This window comes from Arthrobacter sp. NEB 688 (assembly GCF_013201035.1).
Classification (GTDB): domain Bacteria; phylum Actinomycetota; class Actinomycetes; order Actinomycetales; family Dermatophilaceae; genus Phycicoccus.
Genome location: NZ_CP053707.1, coordinates 1,267,429 through 1,283,568 on the forward strand (window position 1 = coordinate 1,267,429; position 16,140 = coordinate 1,283,568).

At 74.2% G+C, this 16,140-nt stretch carries 13 protein-coding genes; 11 read left to right on the forward strand and 2 right to left on the reverse strand.

The window, feature by feature from the left end:
- Window positions 1-27: 27 nt before the first annotated feature.
- Entirely contained in the window at window positions 28-1,935 is a 1,908-nt protein-coding gene (locus HL663_RS06035) for a propionyl-CoA synthetase (protein ID WP_286175977.1), read from the reverse strand.
- Window positions 1,936-2,136: 201 nt separating this feature from the next.
- On the opposite strand from HL663_RS06035, the gene HL663_RS06040 reads away from it, so the two are divergent.
- Window positions 2,137-2,619, forward strand: coding sequence for a hypothetical protein (locus HL663_RS06040; protein WP_173027517.1), 483 nt, complete (start codon window positions 2,137-2,139; stop codon window positions 2,617-2,619).
- A complete protein-coding gene (locus HL663_RS06045) occupies window positions 2,616-4,703 on the forward strand; it encodes an acyltransferase family protein (RefSeq protein WP_173027518.1) in 2,088 nt (695 codons plus the stop codon). The genes HL663_RS06040 and HL663_RS06045 overlap by 4 nt, the downstream gene beginning before the upstream one ends.
- A gap of 21 nt (window positions 4,704-4,724) precedes the next feature.
- Here HL663_RS06045 and HL663_RS06050 read toward each other — a convergent pair whose 3' ends face one another.
- The gene (locus HL663_RS06050) at window positions 4,725-5,096 is read right to left on the reverse strand and encodes a VOC family protein (protein WP_173027519.1); all 372 of its coding nucleotides are present in this window, start codon (window positions 5,094-5,096) and stop codon (window positions 4,725-4,727) included.
- A gap of 57 nt (window positions 5,097-5,153) precedes the next feature.
- On the opposite strand from HL663_RS06050, the gene HL663_RS06055 reads away from it, so the two are divergent.
- The 9 genes from HL663_RS06055 to HL663_RS06095 all read left to right on the forward strand — a co-directional run bounded on the left by HL663_RS06055 (window position 5,154) and on the right by HL663_RS06095 (window position 16,127).
- Window positions 5,154-5,996: a helix-turn-helix domain-containing protein gene (locus HL663_RS06055; protein WP_216842687.1), complete on the forward strand. Its 843-nt coding sequence runs from the start codon at window positions 5,154-5,156 to the stop codon at window positions 5,994-5,996.
- A 105-nt stretch (window positions 5,997-6,101) separates the two neighbouring features.
- Complete coding sequence (locus tag HL663_RS06060; RefSeq protein ID WP_286175978.1) at window positions 6,102-7,919, forward strand: glycoside hydrolase family 3 protein; 1,818 nt, start codon at window positions 6,102-6,104, stop codon at window positions 7,917-7,919.
- A gap of 32 nt (window positions 7,920-7,951) precedes the next feature.
- Window positions 7,952-9,256, forward strand: coding sequence for an exo-beta-N-acetylmuramidase NamZ family protein (locus HL663_RS06065; protein ID WP_173027520.1), 1,305 nt, complete (start codon window positions 7,952-7,954; stop codon window positions 9,254-9,256).
- A complete protein-coding gene (locus HL663_RS06070; protein WP_216842688.1) occupies window positions 9,253-10,977 on the forward strand; it encodes a serine hydrolase domain-containing protein in 1,725 nt (574 codons plus the stop codon). The genes HL663_RS06065 and HL663_RS06070 overlap by 4 nt, the downstream gene beginning before the upstream one ends.
- Before the next feature lie 9 nt (window positions 10,978-10,986).
- Window positions 10,987-11,862, forward strand: coding sequence for a MurR/RpiR family transcriptional regulator (locus tag HL663_RS06075; protein ID WP_173027521.1), 876 nt, complete (start codon window positions 10,987-10,989; stop codon window positions 11,860-11,862).
- A gap of 57 nt (window positions 11,863-11,919) precedes the next feature.
- Window positions 11,920-12,900: an N-acetylmuramic acid 6-phosphate etherase gene (gene murQ / locus HL663_RS06080; RefSeq protein ID WP_173027522.1), complete on the forward strand. Its 981-nt coding sequence runs from the start codon at window positions 11,920-11,922 to the stop codon at window positions 12,898-12,900.
- Window positions 12,897-14,189: an ABC transporter substrate-binding protein gene (locus HL663_RS06085; protein WP_173027523.1), complete on the forward strand. Its 1,293-nt coding sequence runs from the start codon at window positions 12,897-12,899 to the stop codon at window positions 14,187-14,189. Before murQ ends, HL663_RS06085 begins: the two co-directional genes overlap by 4 nt.
- Window positions 14,190-14,286: 97 nt before the next feature.
- Window positions 14,287-15,186 (forward strand): carbohydrate ABC transporter permease, encoded by a 900-nt coding sequence (locus tag HL663_RS06090; protein WP_173027524.1) that lies wholly within the window; start codon window positions 14,287-14,289, stop codon window positions 15,184-15,186.
- Window positions 15,183-16,127: a carbohydrate ABC transporter permease gene (locus HL663_RS06095; RefSeq protein ID WP_173027525.1), complete on the forward strand. Its 945-nt coding sequence runs from the start codon at window positions 15,183-15,185 to the stop codon at window positions 16,125-16,127. The genes HL663_RS06090 and HL663_RS06095 overlap by 4 nt, the downstream gene beginning before the upstream one ends.
- Window positions 16,128-16,140 lie beyond the last annotated feature (13 nt).

Below are 16,140 nucleotides of genomic sequence, written 5' to 3' on the forward strand. Positions count from 1 at the left end.
CCCGGGGCGCCGCGCCCGCCCGGCCCCTCACCCCCGGGGTCGCAGGACCGGCGCCAGGGTGTCGAGGACGGAGGCGTCCTCGATGGTCCCGGGCACGGTCGGCGTCTTCCCGTCGGCGATCTCGCGCATCGTCTTGCGCAGGATCTTCCCCGAGCGCGTCTTCGGCAGCGCGCCGACGACGTCGACCTGCTTGAGGCTCGCCACCGCCCCGACCTCGTCGCGCACGCGCTGCACGAGCTCGCGGCGGATGCGCTCGCCCTCCGCCTCCTCGTCGACGCCGCCCTTGAGGACGACGAGCCCGCGCGGGACCTGGCCCTTGAAGTCGTCCGCGACGCCGATGACCGCGCACTCGGCGACGTCCGGGTGGCCGGCGAGGGCCGCCTCGATCGAACCGGTCGAGAGCCGGTGCCCCGCGACGTTGAGCACGTCGTCGGTGCGCCCCATGACGTGGACGTAGCCGTCCTCGTCGATCATCCCGCCGTCCCCGGTCAGGTAGTAGCCCTCGTAGACCGACAGGTACCCGGCGACGTAGCGCTCGTCGTCGTTCCAGAGCGTCGGGAGCGTGCCGGGCGGCAGCGGCAGCCGGATGGCGATGGCGCCCTCCGTGCCCGCGGGCGCCGGCCGGGCCTGCTCGTCGAGCACCTGCACGTCGTAGCCCGGCACCGGCACCGACGGCGAGCCGGCCTTGAGGGGCATCGGGTCGAGGCCGCGCAGGTTGGCGGCGATGGGCCACCCGGTCTCGGTCTGCCACCAGTTGTCGACGACCGGCACGCCGAGCACCGAGGTCGCCCACTCGTAGGTGTCGGGGTCGAGGCGCTCGCCGGCGAGGAAGACGCACCGCAGCGACGAGAGGTCGTGCTCCTTCGTCAGGGCGCCGGTCGGGTCCTCGCGCTTGATGGCCCGGTACGCGGTGGGGGCGGTGAACATCGCCTTGCACCGGTACTGCTCGACGACGCGCCAGAACGCGCCGGCATCGGGGGTGCCGACCGGCTTGCCCTCGTAGAGAACGGTGGTCGCGCCCGTCAGCAGCGGCGCGTAGACGATGTAGGAGTGGCCGACGACCCAGCCGACGTCGGACGCGGTGAACCAGACGTCGCCGGGGCCGATGTCGTAGACGTTCTCCATCGACCAGCGCAGCGCGACGGCGTGGCCGCCGTTGTCGCGGACGATGCCCTTGGGGCGCCCGGTCGTGCCGGAGGTGTAGAGGATGTAGAGGGGGTCGGTCGCCTCGACGTCGACGCACCCGACGGGCTCGGCGTCGGCGACGACCTCGTCCCAGGTCATCTCCTCCCAGTCGGTGTCGCGGACGCCCACCTGGGCCGGCGCCTGCTCGCGCTGCAGGACGATGACGGACTCGGGCTTGTGGCTGCTGCGGTCGAGGGCGCCGTCGAGCATCGGCTTGTACTCGACGACCCTGCTCGGCTCGATGCCGCACGAGGCCGAGACGACGACCTTGGGCTGCGCGTCCTCGAGCCGGGCGGCGAGCTCGGCCGGGGCGAAGCCGCCGAAGACGACCGAGTGGACCGCGCCGAGGCGGGCGCAGGCGAGCATCGCGACGACGGCCTCGGGGACCATCGGCATGTAGACGACGACGCGGTCGCCCTGCTCGACGCCGAGCGAGGCGAGGGCGCCGGCGAAGCGCGCGACCCGGTCGAGGAGCTCGGCGTAGGTGTACGTCGCGCGCGTGCCGGTGACGGGGGAGTCGTAGTGCAGCGCGGCCTGGTCGCCGCGGCCGTCGCGCACGTGGCGGTCGAGCGCGTTGAAGCAGGTGTTGAGCCGGCCGCCGCGGAACCACCGGTAGAACGGCGGGTTCGAGTCGTCGAGGACGGTCGTCGGCGGGGTGCTCCACTCGATGGCCCGCGCCGCCTCGCTCCAGAACGCGGTGGGGTCGGAGATCGACTGCTCGTGGGCCGCTCGGTAGGCGCCGGTGCTCATGGGTCCATCCTCGGCCCGTCGCGCGCGCTCCGTCCACGCCTCGTGACGCATCACTCCGTGGGCGGCCGGGACGCGGCGACGAGCGGCCGGCCCCGGCGCGCCGGACGGCCGGGCACGAGGGCGACCTCGGGGTTCGTGGGCTCCCGGGCGGGCGCCGTACCCTGTCACCCGGCGATCCGGGTGACGCGAGAGAGGACGGGGATGGGCCGAGGTGCACGCACGCTCGTGCTGCTCGTGACCCTCCTCGCGGGGCTGGCCCTCCTGCTGGGGCGCCAGCCCGAGTACCGAGCGACGGCCACGGCCGGGGCGGTCGACGCCGGCGCCGCCCAGCGCGTCGCCGAGCGCGCCGAGGCCCCCGGCTTCCGGACGCAGGTCGCGACGGCCCTGTCCGCCGACCCCGCCTCGGCCATCCCGCCCCTGAGCGCCGCCGTCGACGGGCAGCGGGTCCTCGTCACGGCCCGCGACGTCGACCCCGAGCGGGCGCGCGACACCGTCGACACCGCGGTCCTCCTCCTCGACCGCGGCAGCACCGCCGACCTCGTCGAGCGCACCCGCACCGCCACGCCGCCCACGTCACCCGAGGGGCGCCCCTCGCTGCTCCTGCTCGCGCTCGTCGCTGCCGCCGCGCTCGTCGTGGCCCTCGCGGGCTCGCTCGCCGCCCGCCTCGTCCGGGGGCGCCGGTGAGCGGCCACCGGGGCTTCCGCGCCGACATCCAGGGCCTGCGCGCCGTCGCGGTCCTCACCGTCGTCCTCTGGCACGCCCACCCCGCGCTCGTCCCGGGCGGCTTCGTCGGGGTCGACGTCTTCTTCGTCATCTCCGGCTTCCTCATGACCGGGGTGCTCCTCACCCAGATCGAGCGCGACGGGCGGGTCGACCTCGGCACGTTCTACGCCCGGCGCGCCCGCCGGCTGCTGCCCGCCGCCGTCGCCGCGCTGCTCGGGGCGGTGGCCGTCACCGTCGCGGTCGTCCCGTCGACGCAGTGGGTCGCCATCGGCAAGGACGTCGTCGCGAGCGCGCTCTACGTCGTCAACTGGAGGATGGCCGCGAGCTCGGTCGACTACCTCGCCCACGAGGGGCTGCCGAGCCCGGTGCAGCACTACTGGTCGCTCTCGGTCGAGGAGCAGTACTACCTCGTCTGGCCGGTGCTGCTCGGGCTGCTGGCGCTGCTGGCCAAGCGGCTCGGCGGGAGCCTGCGCCGGTGGGCGCTCGTCGGCCTCGTCGCGGCGGGGGGTCTCTCGCTCGCGGCGTCCGTCGTCCTCACGGCGTCGGAGCCCGCGCAGGCGTACTTCGTCACGTGGACCCGCGTCTGGGAGCTCGCGCTCGGCGGTCTCGTCGCCGTCGGGGTCCGGCGCTGGCCGCGGATGCCGCGCGTCCTCGCCCTCGGGCTCGGGTGGGCCGGGCTCGCCGTCGTCCTGCTCTCGGCGGCGCTCATCACGGCCGAGACGCCCTTCCCCGGGGTCGCCGCCCTCGCCCCGACCCTCGGCACCGCCGCGGTGCTCGTCGCCGGGCCGGCCGCCGGGGCGCGGGGGCCCGTCCTGCTCCTGTCCCCGCGGCCCGTCCAGCTCGTCGGCGACATCTCGTACAGCCTCTACCTGTGGCACTGGCCCTTCGTCGTCGCCGTCATGGCGGTCACCGGCCAGGGCACGCCGCCGGTGTGGCTCGGGCTCGCGGCGGTCACGGCCTCGGCGGTGCCGGCGTGGCTGTCCTACCGCTACGTCGAGGAGCCCTTCCGGGTCGCGGGCCAGCACCTGCCGGCGCCCGAGCGGCGCCGCAGCGCCCTGTGGGCCGGGGCGCAGCTGTCCCTGGCCGGGGCGGTCCTCGGCGTCGTCCTCGCGCTGGCCGTCTGGCCGCCGTCGGTGCCGGACGAGGTCGGGGCCCGCACCGTGCCCGCGGCGGTCCTCGCGGCCCGGGGGCCGTCCGGGGCCCAGCTCCTCGGCGAGGACCCGGCGACCTCGCCCGCGGGGCGTCCGGTCGACGACCCGGGGCCGGTGCAGCCCGCGGTCGACCAGGTCGCCACCGACGTCCACACCGCCCTGCCGAGGGACCCGTGCTCGGCCGACCTCGTCGGGTCGGCGCTCGTCCCCTGCCCGCTGGGCGACCCGCAGGGCGAGAAGACGGTCCTGGTCGTCGGGGACTCGCACGCCGCGCAGTGGGCGGCGGCCTACGACGTGGCCGGGCGCGAGCGCGGCTGGCGGGTGGTCGTCCTCTCCAAGAGCTCGTGCCCGCCGGTGCTCGGCTACACGCTCCCGAACGCCGGCGCCGGCGGCTACACCTCGTGCGCGACCTTCAACGAGAACACCCAGGCCGAGGTCGCCAGGGTGGAGCCGGACCTCGTGCTGCTCTCGTGGGCGCGCTACACGAACGAGGTCGACCAGGCCCGCTTCCTCGCGGGGGTCGAGCGCGCGGCGGACGGCTTCGCGGAGCACGCCGGCGCCGTGGCCGTCATCCGCGACACCCCCCGGCCGGGACGCAACATGGCCGACTGCCTCGTGCAGCACCCCGGGCGGTTCACCGAGTGCGCCTTCCCGCGCAGCGAGGGCCTGGCCCGCATCGGCACCGGGATGACGGAGCTGCTCGCGGCCCGGCCGCGTCTGGGCTCGATCGACCTGACGGACCGGATCTGCCCGCAGGCCACGTGCGCGCCGGTCATCGGCGGGGTCGTCGTCTACCGCGACAGCAACCACCTGACCGACTCCTACGTGCGCACGCTGACGCCGTACCTCGAGGCGGCGATGGCCCGGCTGCTCGAGGCGGAGCCCGCGGGCTGACCCGCGGGCGGCCGGACGAGGTCAGCCCCAGGCCTGGGCGCGGGTGAGGCAGAAGGGGTGGCCGCTGGGGTCGAGGACGACCCGCCAGGTCTCGCCGGGCTGCTCGTCGGGCAGCGTCCCGCCGAGGCCGACGATCTCCTGCGCGGCGGCGTCGAGATCGTCGACCGCGAGATCGAGGTGGAACTGCTTGCTGCCGTGGGCGTTGGGCCAGCCCGGAGCCTCGTACCCCTCGACGAGGCCGAACCCGAGCGCGAGCCCGTCGGGGCTCGTGAGCATCCCGTACTCGTCCTGCGCGTGGGCGACCTCCCAGCCGAGCACGGCGTGCCAGAACGCGACGTCGCGGCGGACGTCGGAGCTGTCGAGCGTGACCATCTTGAGGGCGGCGGTGGCCATGGGGTGTCCTCTCGTCGGGAGCGGGTCGGTGTCGGCCACGATGCCTACGCTGGCCGCGTGGCGGATAGGACGAACGCGACGGCGACGAGTGGCGGCGTGCTGCGCCCCGACGCGCTCGCGCGGCACGTCGCGCTCGACCGCCGGCCGGCCGGGGACGCGGTCGCCCCGTGGGTCGAGAACCACTGGCGCCTCGCCTGGGACCTCCCGCCGGGCCGCTCGTACGCGAGCGAGGTCCTGCCGCACCCGACCTGCTCGCTGACCCTCGAGGTCGCGACGCACCCGCGGGAGGGGATGCCACCGGGGGACCGGGTCGTCGTCACGGGCGTCTGCACGCGGCGGTTCGACGTCGACGTGCGGGGGAGCGGGCTCGTGCTGGGGGTGCGCTTCCGCCCGGGCGGGCTCGCCGCGCTGACCGGCGCCGACGCCTCGACCTGGTCGGACCGCACCGTGCCGGCGCGCTCGGTGCTGCCCGCCCCGCTCGTCGACCGGCTCGCCGACCCCGACCTCGCGCGGGACCCGGCCGCCTGGGAGGCGGCGGTCGAGGCCGGGCTGGCGGCGCTCGACCCGGGCCCGGACGAGCGCTACGACGAGGTGCTCGCCGTCGTCGCGACGATGCTCGCCGACCCCGCGCTGCTCACGGTCGGGGAGGTCGCGCAGCGGCACGGCTGCAGCCCGCGCCGGCTCCAGCGCCTCTTCGCGCGGTACGTGGGGGTCGGGCCCAAGTGGGTCCTGGCCCGCTACCGGATGCACGACGTCGTCGCCGCCCTCGACGCCGGTTACGACGGCACGCTGACCGACCTCGCCGTGCACCACGGCTGGTACGACCAGGCGCACTTCACCCGCGACTTCACGGCGCTCGTCGGCGTGACCCCCGGGCGCTACCGCGACGCCCGCGGCTGAGCCCCCGCCCACGACCGGTCGCTCCCGTTGCCGGATGCTCGATGTGTGACTAAGTTTCATCGCGTCCCACAATGACGTGAACAAGTTACGCACCGGAGGTTCCCCGTGCCCTCGACGCCCACCCGCCGCACCGCCCTCACCGCCTCGATGGCGCTCGCGCTCGCCGGCGCCGCCGCGCCCGCCGCCTCGGCCGGAGGCCACCGCCCGGGTCACCCCCGCCCCGGACGCCACCACGGCTGGGTGACCTCGACCATGGCGCGGATGACGCTGCACGAGAAGGTCGGCCAGCTCTTCGTCCAGCAGGTCTACGGCAGCGTGGCCGACGCCCCGGACGAGCGCAACGTGCCGCTCTACGGCGTCGCGAAGCCGTCCGAGGTCGTCCAGAAGTACGCGCTCGGCGGTGTCATCTACTTCGCGTGGACCGACAGCGTCAAGGACCCCGACCAGATCACCGCCCTGAGCAACGGCCTCCAGAAGGCCGCGATGACCCGACGGACGAAGGCGCGCATCCCGCTGGCCGTCGGCGTCGACCAGGAGCAGGGCGTCGTCACCCGCATCGGCCCGCCCGCCACCCAGTTCCCCGGCTCGATGGCCCTCGGCGCCGGGCGCAGCACGAGGGACGCCCGCACCGCGGCCGCGATCACCGGCGAGGAGCTGCGGGCGATGGGCATCACGACGAACTACGCCCCGGACGCCGACACCAACGTCAACCCGCTCAACCCGGTCATCGGCACGCGGTCCTTCTCGTCCGACCCGGCGCTCGCGTCCGAGATGGTCGCCGCCCAGGTCACCGGCTACCAGCGTGACGGGCGCGTCATGGCGGCCGCCAAGCACTTCCCGGGCCACGGCGACACCGCCACCGACAGCCACGTCGCCTTCCCGGTCATCACCCACACGCGGCAGCAGTGGGAGGAGATCGACGCCCCGCCGTTCCGGGCCGCGATCGCCGCCGGCATCGACATGGTGATGACCGCGCACCTCTCCTTCCCGGCGCTCGACGACTCCGGCGACCCCGCGACGCTGAGCCGCCCCATCCTCACCGGCCTGCTGCGCGAGGAGCTCGGCTACGAGGGCGTCATCATCACCGACTCCCTCGAGATGCAGGGGGTGCGCGACCGGTACGGCGACGAGGAGGTCGCGGTGCGCGCGCTCGCCGCCGGCGCCGACCAGCTGCTCATGAGCCCGGCCCTCCCCGCGGCCTTCGAGGCCGTCGTCGCCGCCGTCGAGTCCGGCCGGATCAGCCGCCGTGACCTCGACGCCAAGGTCCGCCGCGTCCTCACCCTCAAGGCCGAGCGCGGCGTCGTCGACCAGCCCTGGGCCGACCCGAAGCGCGTCGACCGCGTCGTCGGCACGCCCGAGCACCTCGCGGCCGCCGCCGCCGTCACGAACCGCACGACCACCCTCGTCCGCAACGACGACGGCGTCCTGCCGATGGCGGTGCGCGGCAAGGACCTCCTCGTCACCGGGTACGGCGACACGACGACGCGCACCCTGGCGGCCGGCCTCGACGCGCAGGGGGCGAGGAGCACCGTGCTCGTCACCGGCAGCGCGCCGACCGACGCCCAGGTCGCGGCGGCCGTGGCGGCCGCCGCCGGGCGCGACGCGGTCGTCGTCACGACGATGAAGGCCTGGGACTCGGCCGTGACCGACAAGAACCGCGGCCAGCAGAAGCTCGTCGCCGCCCTCCGCTCCACCGGCGTCCCGGTCGTCGTCGTCGCCACCCGCGACCCCTACGACATCGCCTACCTCGGCGACACCGAGACCTACCTCGCGACGTACAGCTACAGCCCGGTCGCGCTCGAGGCCGCGGCCCGGGTCATCGCCGGCGCCGTCGCCCCCACGGGGAAGCTGCCGGTCGACATCCCCGTCGCCGGCGACCCCACCACCGTCCTCCACCCCTTCGGCCACGGCCTCGGCTACTGAGACCGCCGACCCCTCGATCAGGAGCAGACCCGATGACCTCCCTGGACCGCCGCACCCTCTTCGCGGCCACCGCCGTCACCGCCGCCGCCACCGCGGTCGGCGCCCCCGTCGCCCACGCCTCGGGCCGCCCCGGCCACGGGTGCGGCGTCACGACCGGCGCCGACCGGGCCGCCGCCGACCGCTGGGCGGTCCTGCGCGGCCGCAAGGTCGGCGTCGTGACCAACCCGACCGGCATCCTCGCCAACCTCCGCAGCGTCGTCGACGAGATGCACGGGAGCGGCCGCGTCGACCTGCGCGCGGTCTTCGGGCCCGAGCACGGCTTCCGCGGCACGGCGCAGGCCGGCGACGCCGAGGCGACGCACACCGACCCCCGCACCGGCGTCACCGTCTACGACGCGTACGGCGCCGGCGCGGACTCGCTCTCGGCGATGGTCCGCGAGGCCGGCGTCGACACGGTGGTCTTCGACATCCAGGACGTCGGCGCCCGGTTCTACACCTACATCTGGACGATGTACACGGCGATGCGGGCCGCCGTCCGCACCGGCTGCTCGTTCGTCGTCCTCGACCGCCCGAACCCGATCGGCGGCACGGCCCGCGGCCCGATGATGACGACCGCCTTCACGACCGGCGTCGGCGCCAAGGAGATCGTCCAGGCCCACGGGATGACCGTCGGCGAGCTCGCCCGCTTCTTCGACGGCGAGTTCCTCGAGGGCGACGAGGGCAAGCGGCTCGGCGACGCGCTCGAGGTCGTCGAGGTCTCCGGCTGGCGGCGCGACACCCTCTTCGCCGGCACCGACCTGCCCTGGGTCATGCCGAGCCCGAACATGCCGACCCCCGACACCGCGCTCGTCTACCCGGGCACCTGCCTGTTCGAGGGGACCAACCTCTCCGAGGGGCGCGGCACGACCCGCCCGTTCGAGCTCGTCGGCGCCCCGTTCGTCGACCACCGCTGGGCCGAGCGGCTGCAGGCCCGCCGGGTCCCGGGCGTCGACTTCCGGGAGGCGTACTTCAACCCGATCCAGAGCAAGCACGTCGGCGTCGTCTGCGGCGGGGTGCAGGTGCACGTCACCGACCCCGAGCGGCTCGACGGCCCACGGCTCGGCGCCGAGATGCTGGTCGCCGCCAGGGCGCTCTACCCCGAGTTCGCCTGGCGCAAGGACGCGTACGACCCGCAGCGCCCCTACTGGGTCGACAAGCTGACCGGCTCGCCGCGCCTGCGCGAGATGGTCGACGCGGGCGCCTCGGCCGACGCCGTCGTCGCCGCGTGGCGCTCCGAGCTGGCCGCCTTCGAACGCCGCCGCCGTCCGTACCTCCTCTACCGCGGGGGCCGCGCGTGAGCCGCCGCGGCTGGGGGGCGGTCGCCGTCGCGGGCGTGCTCGCGGCGTCGGTGGCCACGGCGAGCCCGGTGTCCGCCAACGACTTCGACCGACCCGAGAAGGGGTTCATGCCCGCCAACACCGTCCTGCGCGACCGCGCCCCGGAGCGCGTCGGCCTCGACCCGGCGCCCATCGCCGAGGCCGAGCGGCTCATCGCGTCGCACGAGGAGGCGCCCGCCTCCGGCGGCCACCCGATGTACGCCGGCGCGGTCGGCGTCATGGGCCACGACGGCGCCGTCGTCGCCCGCCACGCCAGCGGCTGGGCCTCGCGCTGGAAGGACGCCACGACCGAGCTCCCGCGCGAGCAGTGGGAGCCGATGCGCGGCGACACCGTCTTCGACCTCGCGTCGGTCAGCAAGCTCTTCACCTCGCTCGCGACCGTGCAGCTCATCGAGGACGGCACCGTCGACCTCGAGGCGCCGGTCGCCCGCTACCTGCCCGAGTTCGGCGTCAACGGCAAGCAGGACGTCACCGTGCGGATGCTGCTCACCCACACCTCGGGCTTCACCTCGTGGCTGCCCCTGTGGTCGAAGTACCCGGACGTGCCCTCGCGCATCAAGGCCGTCATGGACCAGCCGCCGACGAACGCACCGGGGTCGACGTACCTCTACAGCGACCTCAACCTCATCACCCTCGGGGTCATGGTCGAGCGCCTCACCGGCAAGCCCCTGGACCGGGTCGTCCACGACCGCATCACCGCCCCGCTCGGGATGCGCGACACCGGCTACAACCCGACCGACCCCTCGCGAACCGCCGCCACGGAGTACCAGACGGCGCCGCCGCGCGGGATGGTCCGCGGCGAGGTGCACGACGAGAACGCGTGGTCGCTCGGCGGCGTCGCCGGCCACGCCGGCGTCTTCTCGACGGCCGACGACCTCGCGGTGCTCTCGCAGGCGCTGCTCAACGGCGGCACCTACCGTGGCCACCGCATCCTCGACCGGCGCAGCGTCGAGATGCTCGTCACGAACTTCACCGAGGACTTCCCCGGTGACGCGCACGGCCTCGGCTTCGAGCTCGACCAGCGCTGGTACATGGACGCCCTCTCGGGGCCGCGCACGGCGGGGCACACCGGGTACACCGGCACCTCGATCGTCATCGACTTCGACAGCCGCTCCTTCGCGATCCTGCTGACCAACCGGGTGCACCCCTCGCGCGAGTGGGGCAGCAACAACCCCGCGCGCCAGGAGTGGGCCCGCGGCCTCGCACAGGCGATGCCCGTCGACCCGCGCCACGGCCGCACCGCCTGGGCCGCCGGCGGGACCAACGCGACGACCGCCACGCTCAGCGCGCCGGTCGACGTGCCGCGGGGCGGGGCCCGGCTCGGGTTCGACGTGTTCGTCGACACCGAGGAGACCGACGTCCTCACCCTCGAGACCTCGGCGGACGACGGCGCCACGTGGACGCCGCTGCCCTTCTCGCTGCGCGACCGCGGTCCGGCGCAGCAGACCGACGGGACCGTCTCGGGGGAGCACGGGCGGCGCTGGATGCAGGCGCGGGCCGAGCTGCCGCAGGGCGACCAGCTGATCCGCTGGCGGATGACGACCGACGCGACCTATCTCGGCCGCGGCGTGCTCGTCGACGGGGTCCGGGCCACCGCGGGGCACCGGGTGCTCCTCGACGGCGAGCGCCGGCCCGGCGTGTTCGACCCCCGCGGGTGGAGCGTCGTCCAGCGCGCGTCCTAGGTTGGGCGCATGTCCACCCAGCCGACCGACGGCGCACCGTCCCTCCTCGTCCGGCTCCGCGGCGTCCGGCCCTCGCTCTCACCGGCCGAGGACCGCGTCGCGGAGCAGGTGCTCGCCGACCCGCGGGCGGCCGCTGGCCTGACGATCAGCGAGCTCGCGGTGTCGGCCTCGACGTCGGAGACGACGGTGCTGCGCTTCTGCAAGCGCCTCGGGTTGCGGGGCTACCCGCAGCTGCGCCTGGCCCTGGCCGAGGCCTCGACGGGCGGTCGCCCCACGGCGCCGACGAGCGACATCAGCGCCGACGACACGGTCGACGACGTCATCGCCAAGGTCGCCTACGCCGACGCGAGCGCCGTCGAGGAGACCGCCCAGACCATCGACCGCGAGGCCCTCGTCGCCACCGCGCAGGCCATCTCGCGCGCGGGGCGGGTCGACGTCTACGGCATCGGGGCGAGCGCCCTCGTCGGGATGGACCTGCAGCAGAAGCTGCACCGCATCGGCACGGTCGTCTTCGCGTGGAACGACCCGCACATCGCCCTGACGAGCGCGACGCTGCTCGGCCCGGGCGACGTCGCCATCGGCATCTCGCACTCCGGCACGACGACCGAGACGGTCGAGGCGCTCGAGCTCGCGCGCAGCCGGGGAGCCACGACCGTCGCGGTGACGAACTTCCCGGTCTCCCGGCTCGCCGAGGGCGCCGACCACGTGCTCGCGACGGCGGCGCGCGAGTCGAGCCTGCGCTCGGGCGCGACCGCCAGCCGCATCGCCGCGCTGACCGTCGTCGACTGCCTCTACATCGCCGTCGCCCAGCACGACCTCGTGCGGGCCCAGGACGCGGTCGAGCAGACCCGCCGGGCCGTCGCCGGGCACCATGTCCGCTACTGATCTCGTAACTTGTTCACGCCGTTGACGCAGAGGGCGTAGGAAAGTAACATCGCCGCCGTGATCACCGAGGCGAGCGTCCTGGCCCCCACCGAGGAGCGTCACCCCGGCACCGTCGGCATCGACGCCCTGGGCACCCTCGAGGTGCTCCGGCTGCTCAACGCCGAGGACGCCCGGGTCGCGCCCGCGGTCGCCCTCGTGCTGCCGCAGCTCGCGGCCCTCGTCGACGCGGCCGTCGCGGCGGTGCGAGCGGGCGGCACGGTCCACTACGTCGGGGCCGGCACCTCGGGGCGGCTGGCCGTCCTCGACGCCGCCGAGCTCCTGCCCACGTTCAACGCCCCGCCCGGACTCGTCGTCGCCCACCACGCGGGTGGCCCGGCCGCCCTGCTGCGGGCCGTCGAGAACGTCGAGGACGACGCGGACCAGGGCGCGCTCGACCTCGACGACGTCACCGCGCGCGACGTCGTCGTCGGGCTGACCGCCTCGGGGCGCACGCCGTACGTCGCGGGGGCCCTGCGGCTGGCCCGCGAGCGCGGCGCCGTCACCGCCCTCGTCACCGCCCACCCGGCGCCCGAGCTCGGGGCGCTGGCCGACCACTGCCTCGCCGTCGACACCGGCGCCGAGGCCATCACCGGCTCCACCCGCCTCAAGGCCGGCACCGCGCAGAAGCTCGTCCTCAACGCGTTCTCGACCGCCGTGATGATCCGGCTCGGGCGCACCTGGTCCAACCTCATGGTCGACGTCGTCGCGACGAACGCCAAGCTGCGCGGGCGCGTCGTGCGCATCCTGCGCGAGGCGACCGGCGCCACCGACGACGAGGCCCGCCGCGCCCTCGAGGCCTGCGACGGCGAGCTCAAGCCCGCGCTCGTCGCCCTCCTCGCCGGGGTCGACGCGCCGACCGCCCGCCGCTCCCTCGCGGCCGCCCAGGGCTCGGTCGCCCACGCGCTCGCCGCCCTGCCCGTCCCCTCCGTCCCGTCCGTCCCCACCGACAGCAGCACCCCCCGGCCCTCGGCCCCCGTCCCGACAGGAGACCCCGCATGACCTTCCGGACCCGCAGGACCGGCACCGCCCTCGTGGTGGGTGCCGGCCTCCTCGCCCTCGCGGCCTGCGCCCCCTCGTCGTCCTCGGACGGCGCGGCGGGCGACGGCGACTCGACGACCCTGACCGTCTGGTCCTGGCGCGTCGAGGACAAGGCCGCCTACGAGAAGATCTTCGACGCCTACGAGGCGAAGAACCCGGGCGTGACCGTCGACTTCAAGCCGTTCAAGGCGACCGAGTACAACAAGATCCTCGCGACGGGCCTCGCCGGCTCCGACGGCCCGGACGTGCCGCAGGTCCGCTCGTACGGCGGCCTGCAGACCACCGTCGCCTCGGGCTCGCTCGTGCCGCTCGACGGCGCGGTCGACCTGTCGAGCTGGGACGAGAACATCGTCGCCGGCGCCAAGGGCAAGGACGACGGCAAGCTGTACTCCGTGCCGCTCGCCCGCCAGGCGACCGTCCTCTTCTACGACAAGAAGATGTTCGCGGACAACGGGATCCAGGTCCCGACGACGTGGGACCAGTTCATCTCGGTCAACGACACGCTGCTCGGCAAGGGCGTCACTCCGCTCGCCGTCGGCGCCAAGGACGACTGGACCCTCCCGATCGTCCACGAGGTCCTCGGGGCCAGCCGCTTCGGCGGCGCGGCGTTCCAGGAGGCCGTGCAGTCCGGTGAGAAGGACTTCACCGACCCCGACTTCGTCGCCTCCGTCGAGGTCCTCAAGGGCCTCGAGAAGTACATGCCGAAGAGCGTCACCGGCGTCGCCGTCACCGACGCGATGACGCTGTTCTCCTCCGGCAAGGCCGCGATGTACCCGGGCGGCTCCTACGACCTCGCCGCGCTGCAGACGGCCAACCCCGAGATGGACCTCGGTGTCTTCCAGGTGCCCCCGGCGCCGGGCGCCCCGAGCGGCTCGGACGCGACGACCGCCGGCTGGGCCGACGGCAACTTCGCCGTCAACGCGAAGTCGCCGCGCAAGGAGGCCGCCACGAAGCTCGTCCAGTGGATGGCCACCCCCGAGTTCGGCCAGATGGTCGCCGACGACATCAAGCAGATCTCGGCCGTCCCCGGTGTCACCTACTCCGACCCGGTCCTCAAGGACGTCGCGGCCAACCTCGACGCCAACGGCTCGCCCTACCTGCTGCTCACCGACTTCCGCTACGGGTCGCCCTCCGGCACCGACCTGCTCGGCAAGGGCACCCAGGAGCTCTTCCTCGGCAGCAAGGACGCCCAGGCCGTGAGCAGCGAGCTCAACGAGGGCGTCATGACCTGGTTCAAGCCCACCAGCTGAGCCTCCCGACACCGGCCCCGGCGACCGGCGCGTGCACCGCGTCGGTCGCCGGGCGAGCCGGTCGGCCACCCCATCCCGACCTCCACCCCGGAAGACCATGAACCGACGCACCGGACTGCTCTTCGTCACCCCGGCCCTCGCCCTGTTCGGGGTGTTCGTCCTCTACCCGATGCTCACCTCGTTCTCCTACGCCTTCTACGGGTGGGCGGGCACGGCGCGCCAGGGCTTCGTCGGCCTCGAGAACTTCACCGCGCTGTTCACCCGCGCCCCGTTCACGACCGACCTGCCGCGCGCCCTGTGGCACAACGTCCTCTTCTTCATCGGGACGATGCTCGTGCAGAACACGATCGGGTTGACCATCGCGTTCCTCCTGCACCGGCGGGCCACCACCCGCCGCGCGCTGCAGACGCTCTACGCGATGCCCTACCTCGTGAGCCCGATCGTCATCGGCTACCTCTGGACGCTGCTGCTCTCGCCGACCTTCGGACCGGTCAACACGCTGCTGACCAAGGTCGGCCTCGAGTCGTGGGCCCTGCCGTGGCTCGGCGACCCCGACACGGCCCTCTGGGTCGTCATCCTCGTGAGCGTCTGGCAGTGGATCGGCTTCCCCGTCCTGCTCTACGGCGCGGCGCTCGGCGGCGTCCCCGACGAGCTGACCGAGGCCGCGCGCGTCGACGGCGCCTCCAACGGGCAGGCCTTCCGGCGGGTCGTCTTCCCGCTGCTCGTGCCGGCGATCGGCACCGTGAGCGTCCTGACGTTCATCTTCGCGATGGAGGCGTTCGCGCTGCCCTACGCCTTCGGCGGCTCGACCGGCAACCCCGCCGGGTCGACCGACTTCCTCTCGCTCCTCTTCTACCGCACCGCGTTCGACTCCGGGTCGACCGACGCCATCGGCACCTCGTCGGCCCTCGCGACCCTGCTCTTCCTCCTGATCTTCGGAGGGGCGTTCGGCGCCACCGCGGTCCTGCGCCGCCACGAGAAGGGAATCACCGGATGAGCGTCGTCCCCGCCGGCATCGGTGCCGCCGACGAGCGCACCGACGTGACGAGCACGCCCGAGGGCGTCCTCACCCCGAGCGGCCCGTCCGGGCGCCGCGGCCCCCGTGGCACGCGTGGTCGGCAGAAGCCGGTCGGCGGTCGCACCGCGAGCGTGCTGCTGTGGGTCTACGCCGCCTTCGCGCTCATCCCGCTGCTGCTCATGGTCAGCAGCTCCTTCCGCAGCAACGGCGACCTCATCTCCGACCCGCTCGGGGCGCCCTGGCCGCTGTCCTTCGACGCGTACCGGGAGGCCTGGACCGCAGGCAACTTCGCGACGTACTTCGGCAACAGCCTGCTCGTGACCATCGGCGCCGTGCTGCTGTCGACGACGGTCTCGACGATGGCGGCCTACGCCCTCGCCCGCGGCCGCTCGCGCATCTTCCGGTGGCTGGAGTCGCTGTTCCTCTCGGGGCTCATGCTCCCGATCCACCTGGCGATCCTGCCGATCTTCTACCTCTTCGACGGCGTGGGGCTCATCGACTCCCGGCTCGGCCTGGCGCTCATGTACGGCGCCTCGGGCGTGCCGTTCTCGATCTTCGTCCTCACGACCTTCTTCCGGCAGCTGCCCGCCGAGCTCGAGGAGGCCGCGACCCTCGACGGCGCCGGCTCGTGGCGGACGTTCTGGCGCATCATGGTCCCGCTCGTGCGGCCGGCCGTCGCGACCGTCGCGGTCTTCCGGTTCGTCCCCATCTGGAACGACTTCCTCTTCCCGCTCGTGCTCCTGCGCAGCCAGGACAAGTACACGCTGCCGGTCGGACTCACGACGTTCTTCGGCGAGAACGCGACCAACTACGCGGCCGTCTTCGCCGGGCTCGTCATCACGACGATCCCGCTCATCGTCCTGTTCCTCGTCGCCACCAAGCAGATCGTCGCCGGGTTGACGGCGGGCATGGCCAAGTGATCGGCTCACGGCC

Excerpts from the sequence above, each read along its gene's own strand:
- HL663_RS06035 (WP_286175977.1), bottom strand. The coding sequence starts at position 1,935 with ATGAGCACCGGCGCCTACCGAGCGGCCCACGAGCAGTCGATCTCCGAC.
- HL663_RS06040 (WP_173027517.1), top strand. The coding sequence starts at position 2,137 with ATGGGCCGAGGTGCACGCACGCTCGTGCTGCTCGTGACCCTCCTCGCG.
- HL663_RS06050 (WP_173027519.1), bottom strand. The coding sequence starts at position 5,096 with ATGGCCACCGCCGCCCTCAAGATGGTCACGCTCGACAGCTCCGACGTC.
- HL663_RS06065 (WP_173027520.1), top strand. The coding sequence starts at position 7,952 with ATGACCTCCCTGGACCGCCGCACCCTCTTCGCGGCCACCGCCGTCACC.
- HL663_RS06075 (WP_173027521.1), top strand. The coding sequence starts at position 10,987 with ATGTCCACCCAGCCGACCGACGGCGCACCGTCCCTCCTCGTCCGGCTC.
- HL663_RS06085 (WP_173027523.1), top strand. The coding sequence starts at position 12,897 with ATGACCTTCCGGACCCGCAGGACCGGCACCGCCCTCGTGGTGGGTGCC.
- HL663_RS06090 (WP_173027524.1), top strand. The coding sequence starts at position 14,287 with ATGAACCGACGCACCGGACTGCTCTTCGTCACCCCGGCCCTCGCCCTG.
- HL663_RS06095 (WP_173027525.1), top strand. The coding sequence starts at position 15,183 with ATGAGCGTCGTCCCCGCCGGCATCGGTGCCGCCGACGAGCGCACCGAC.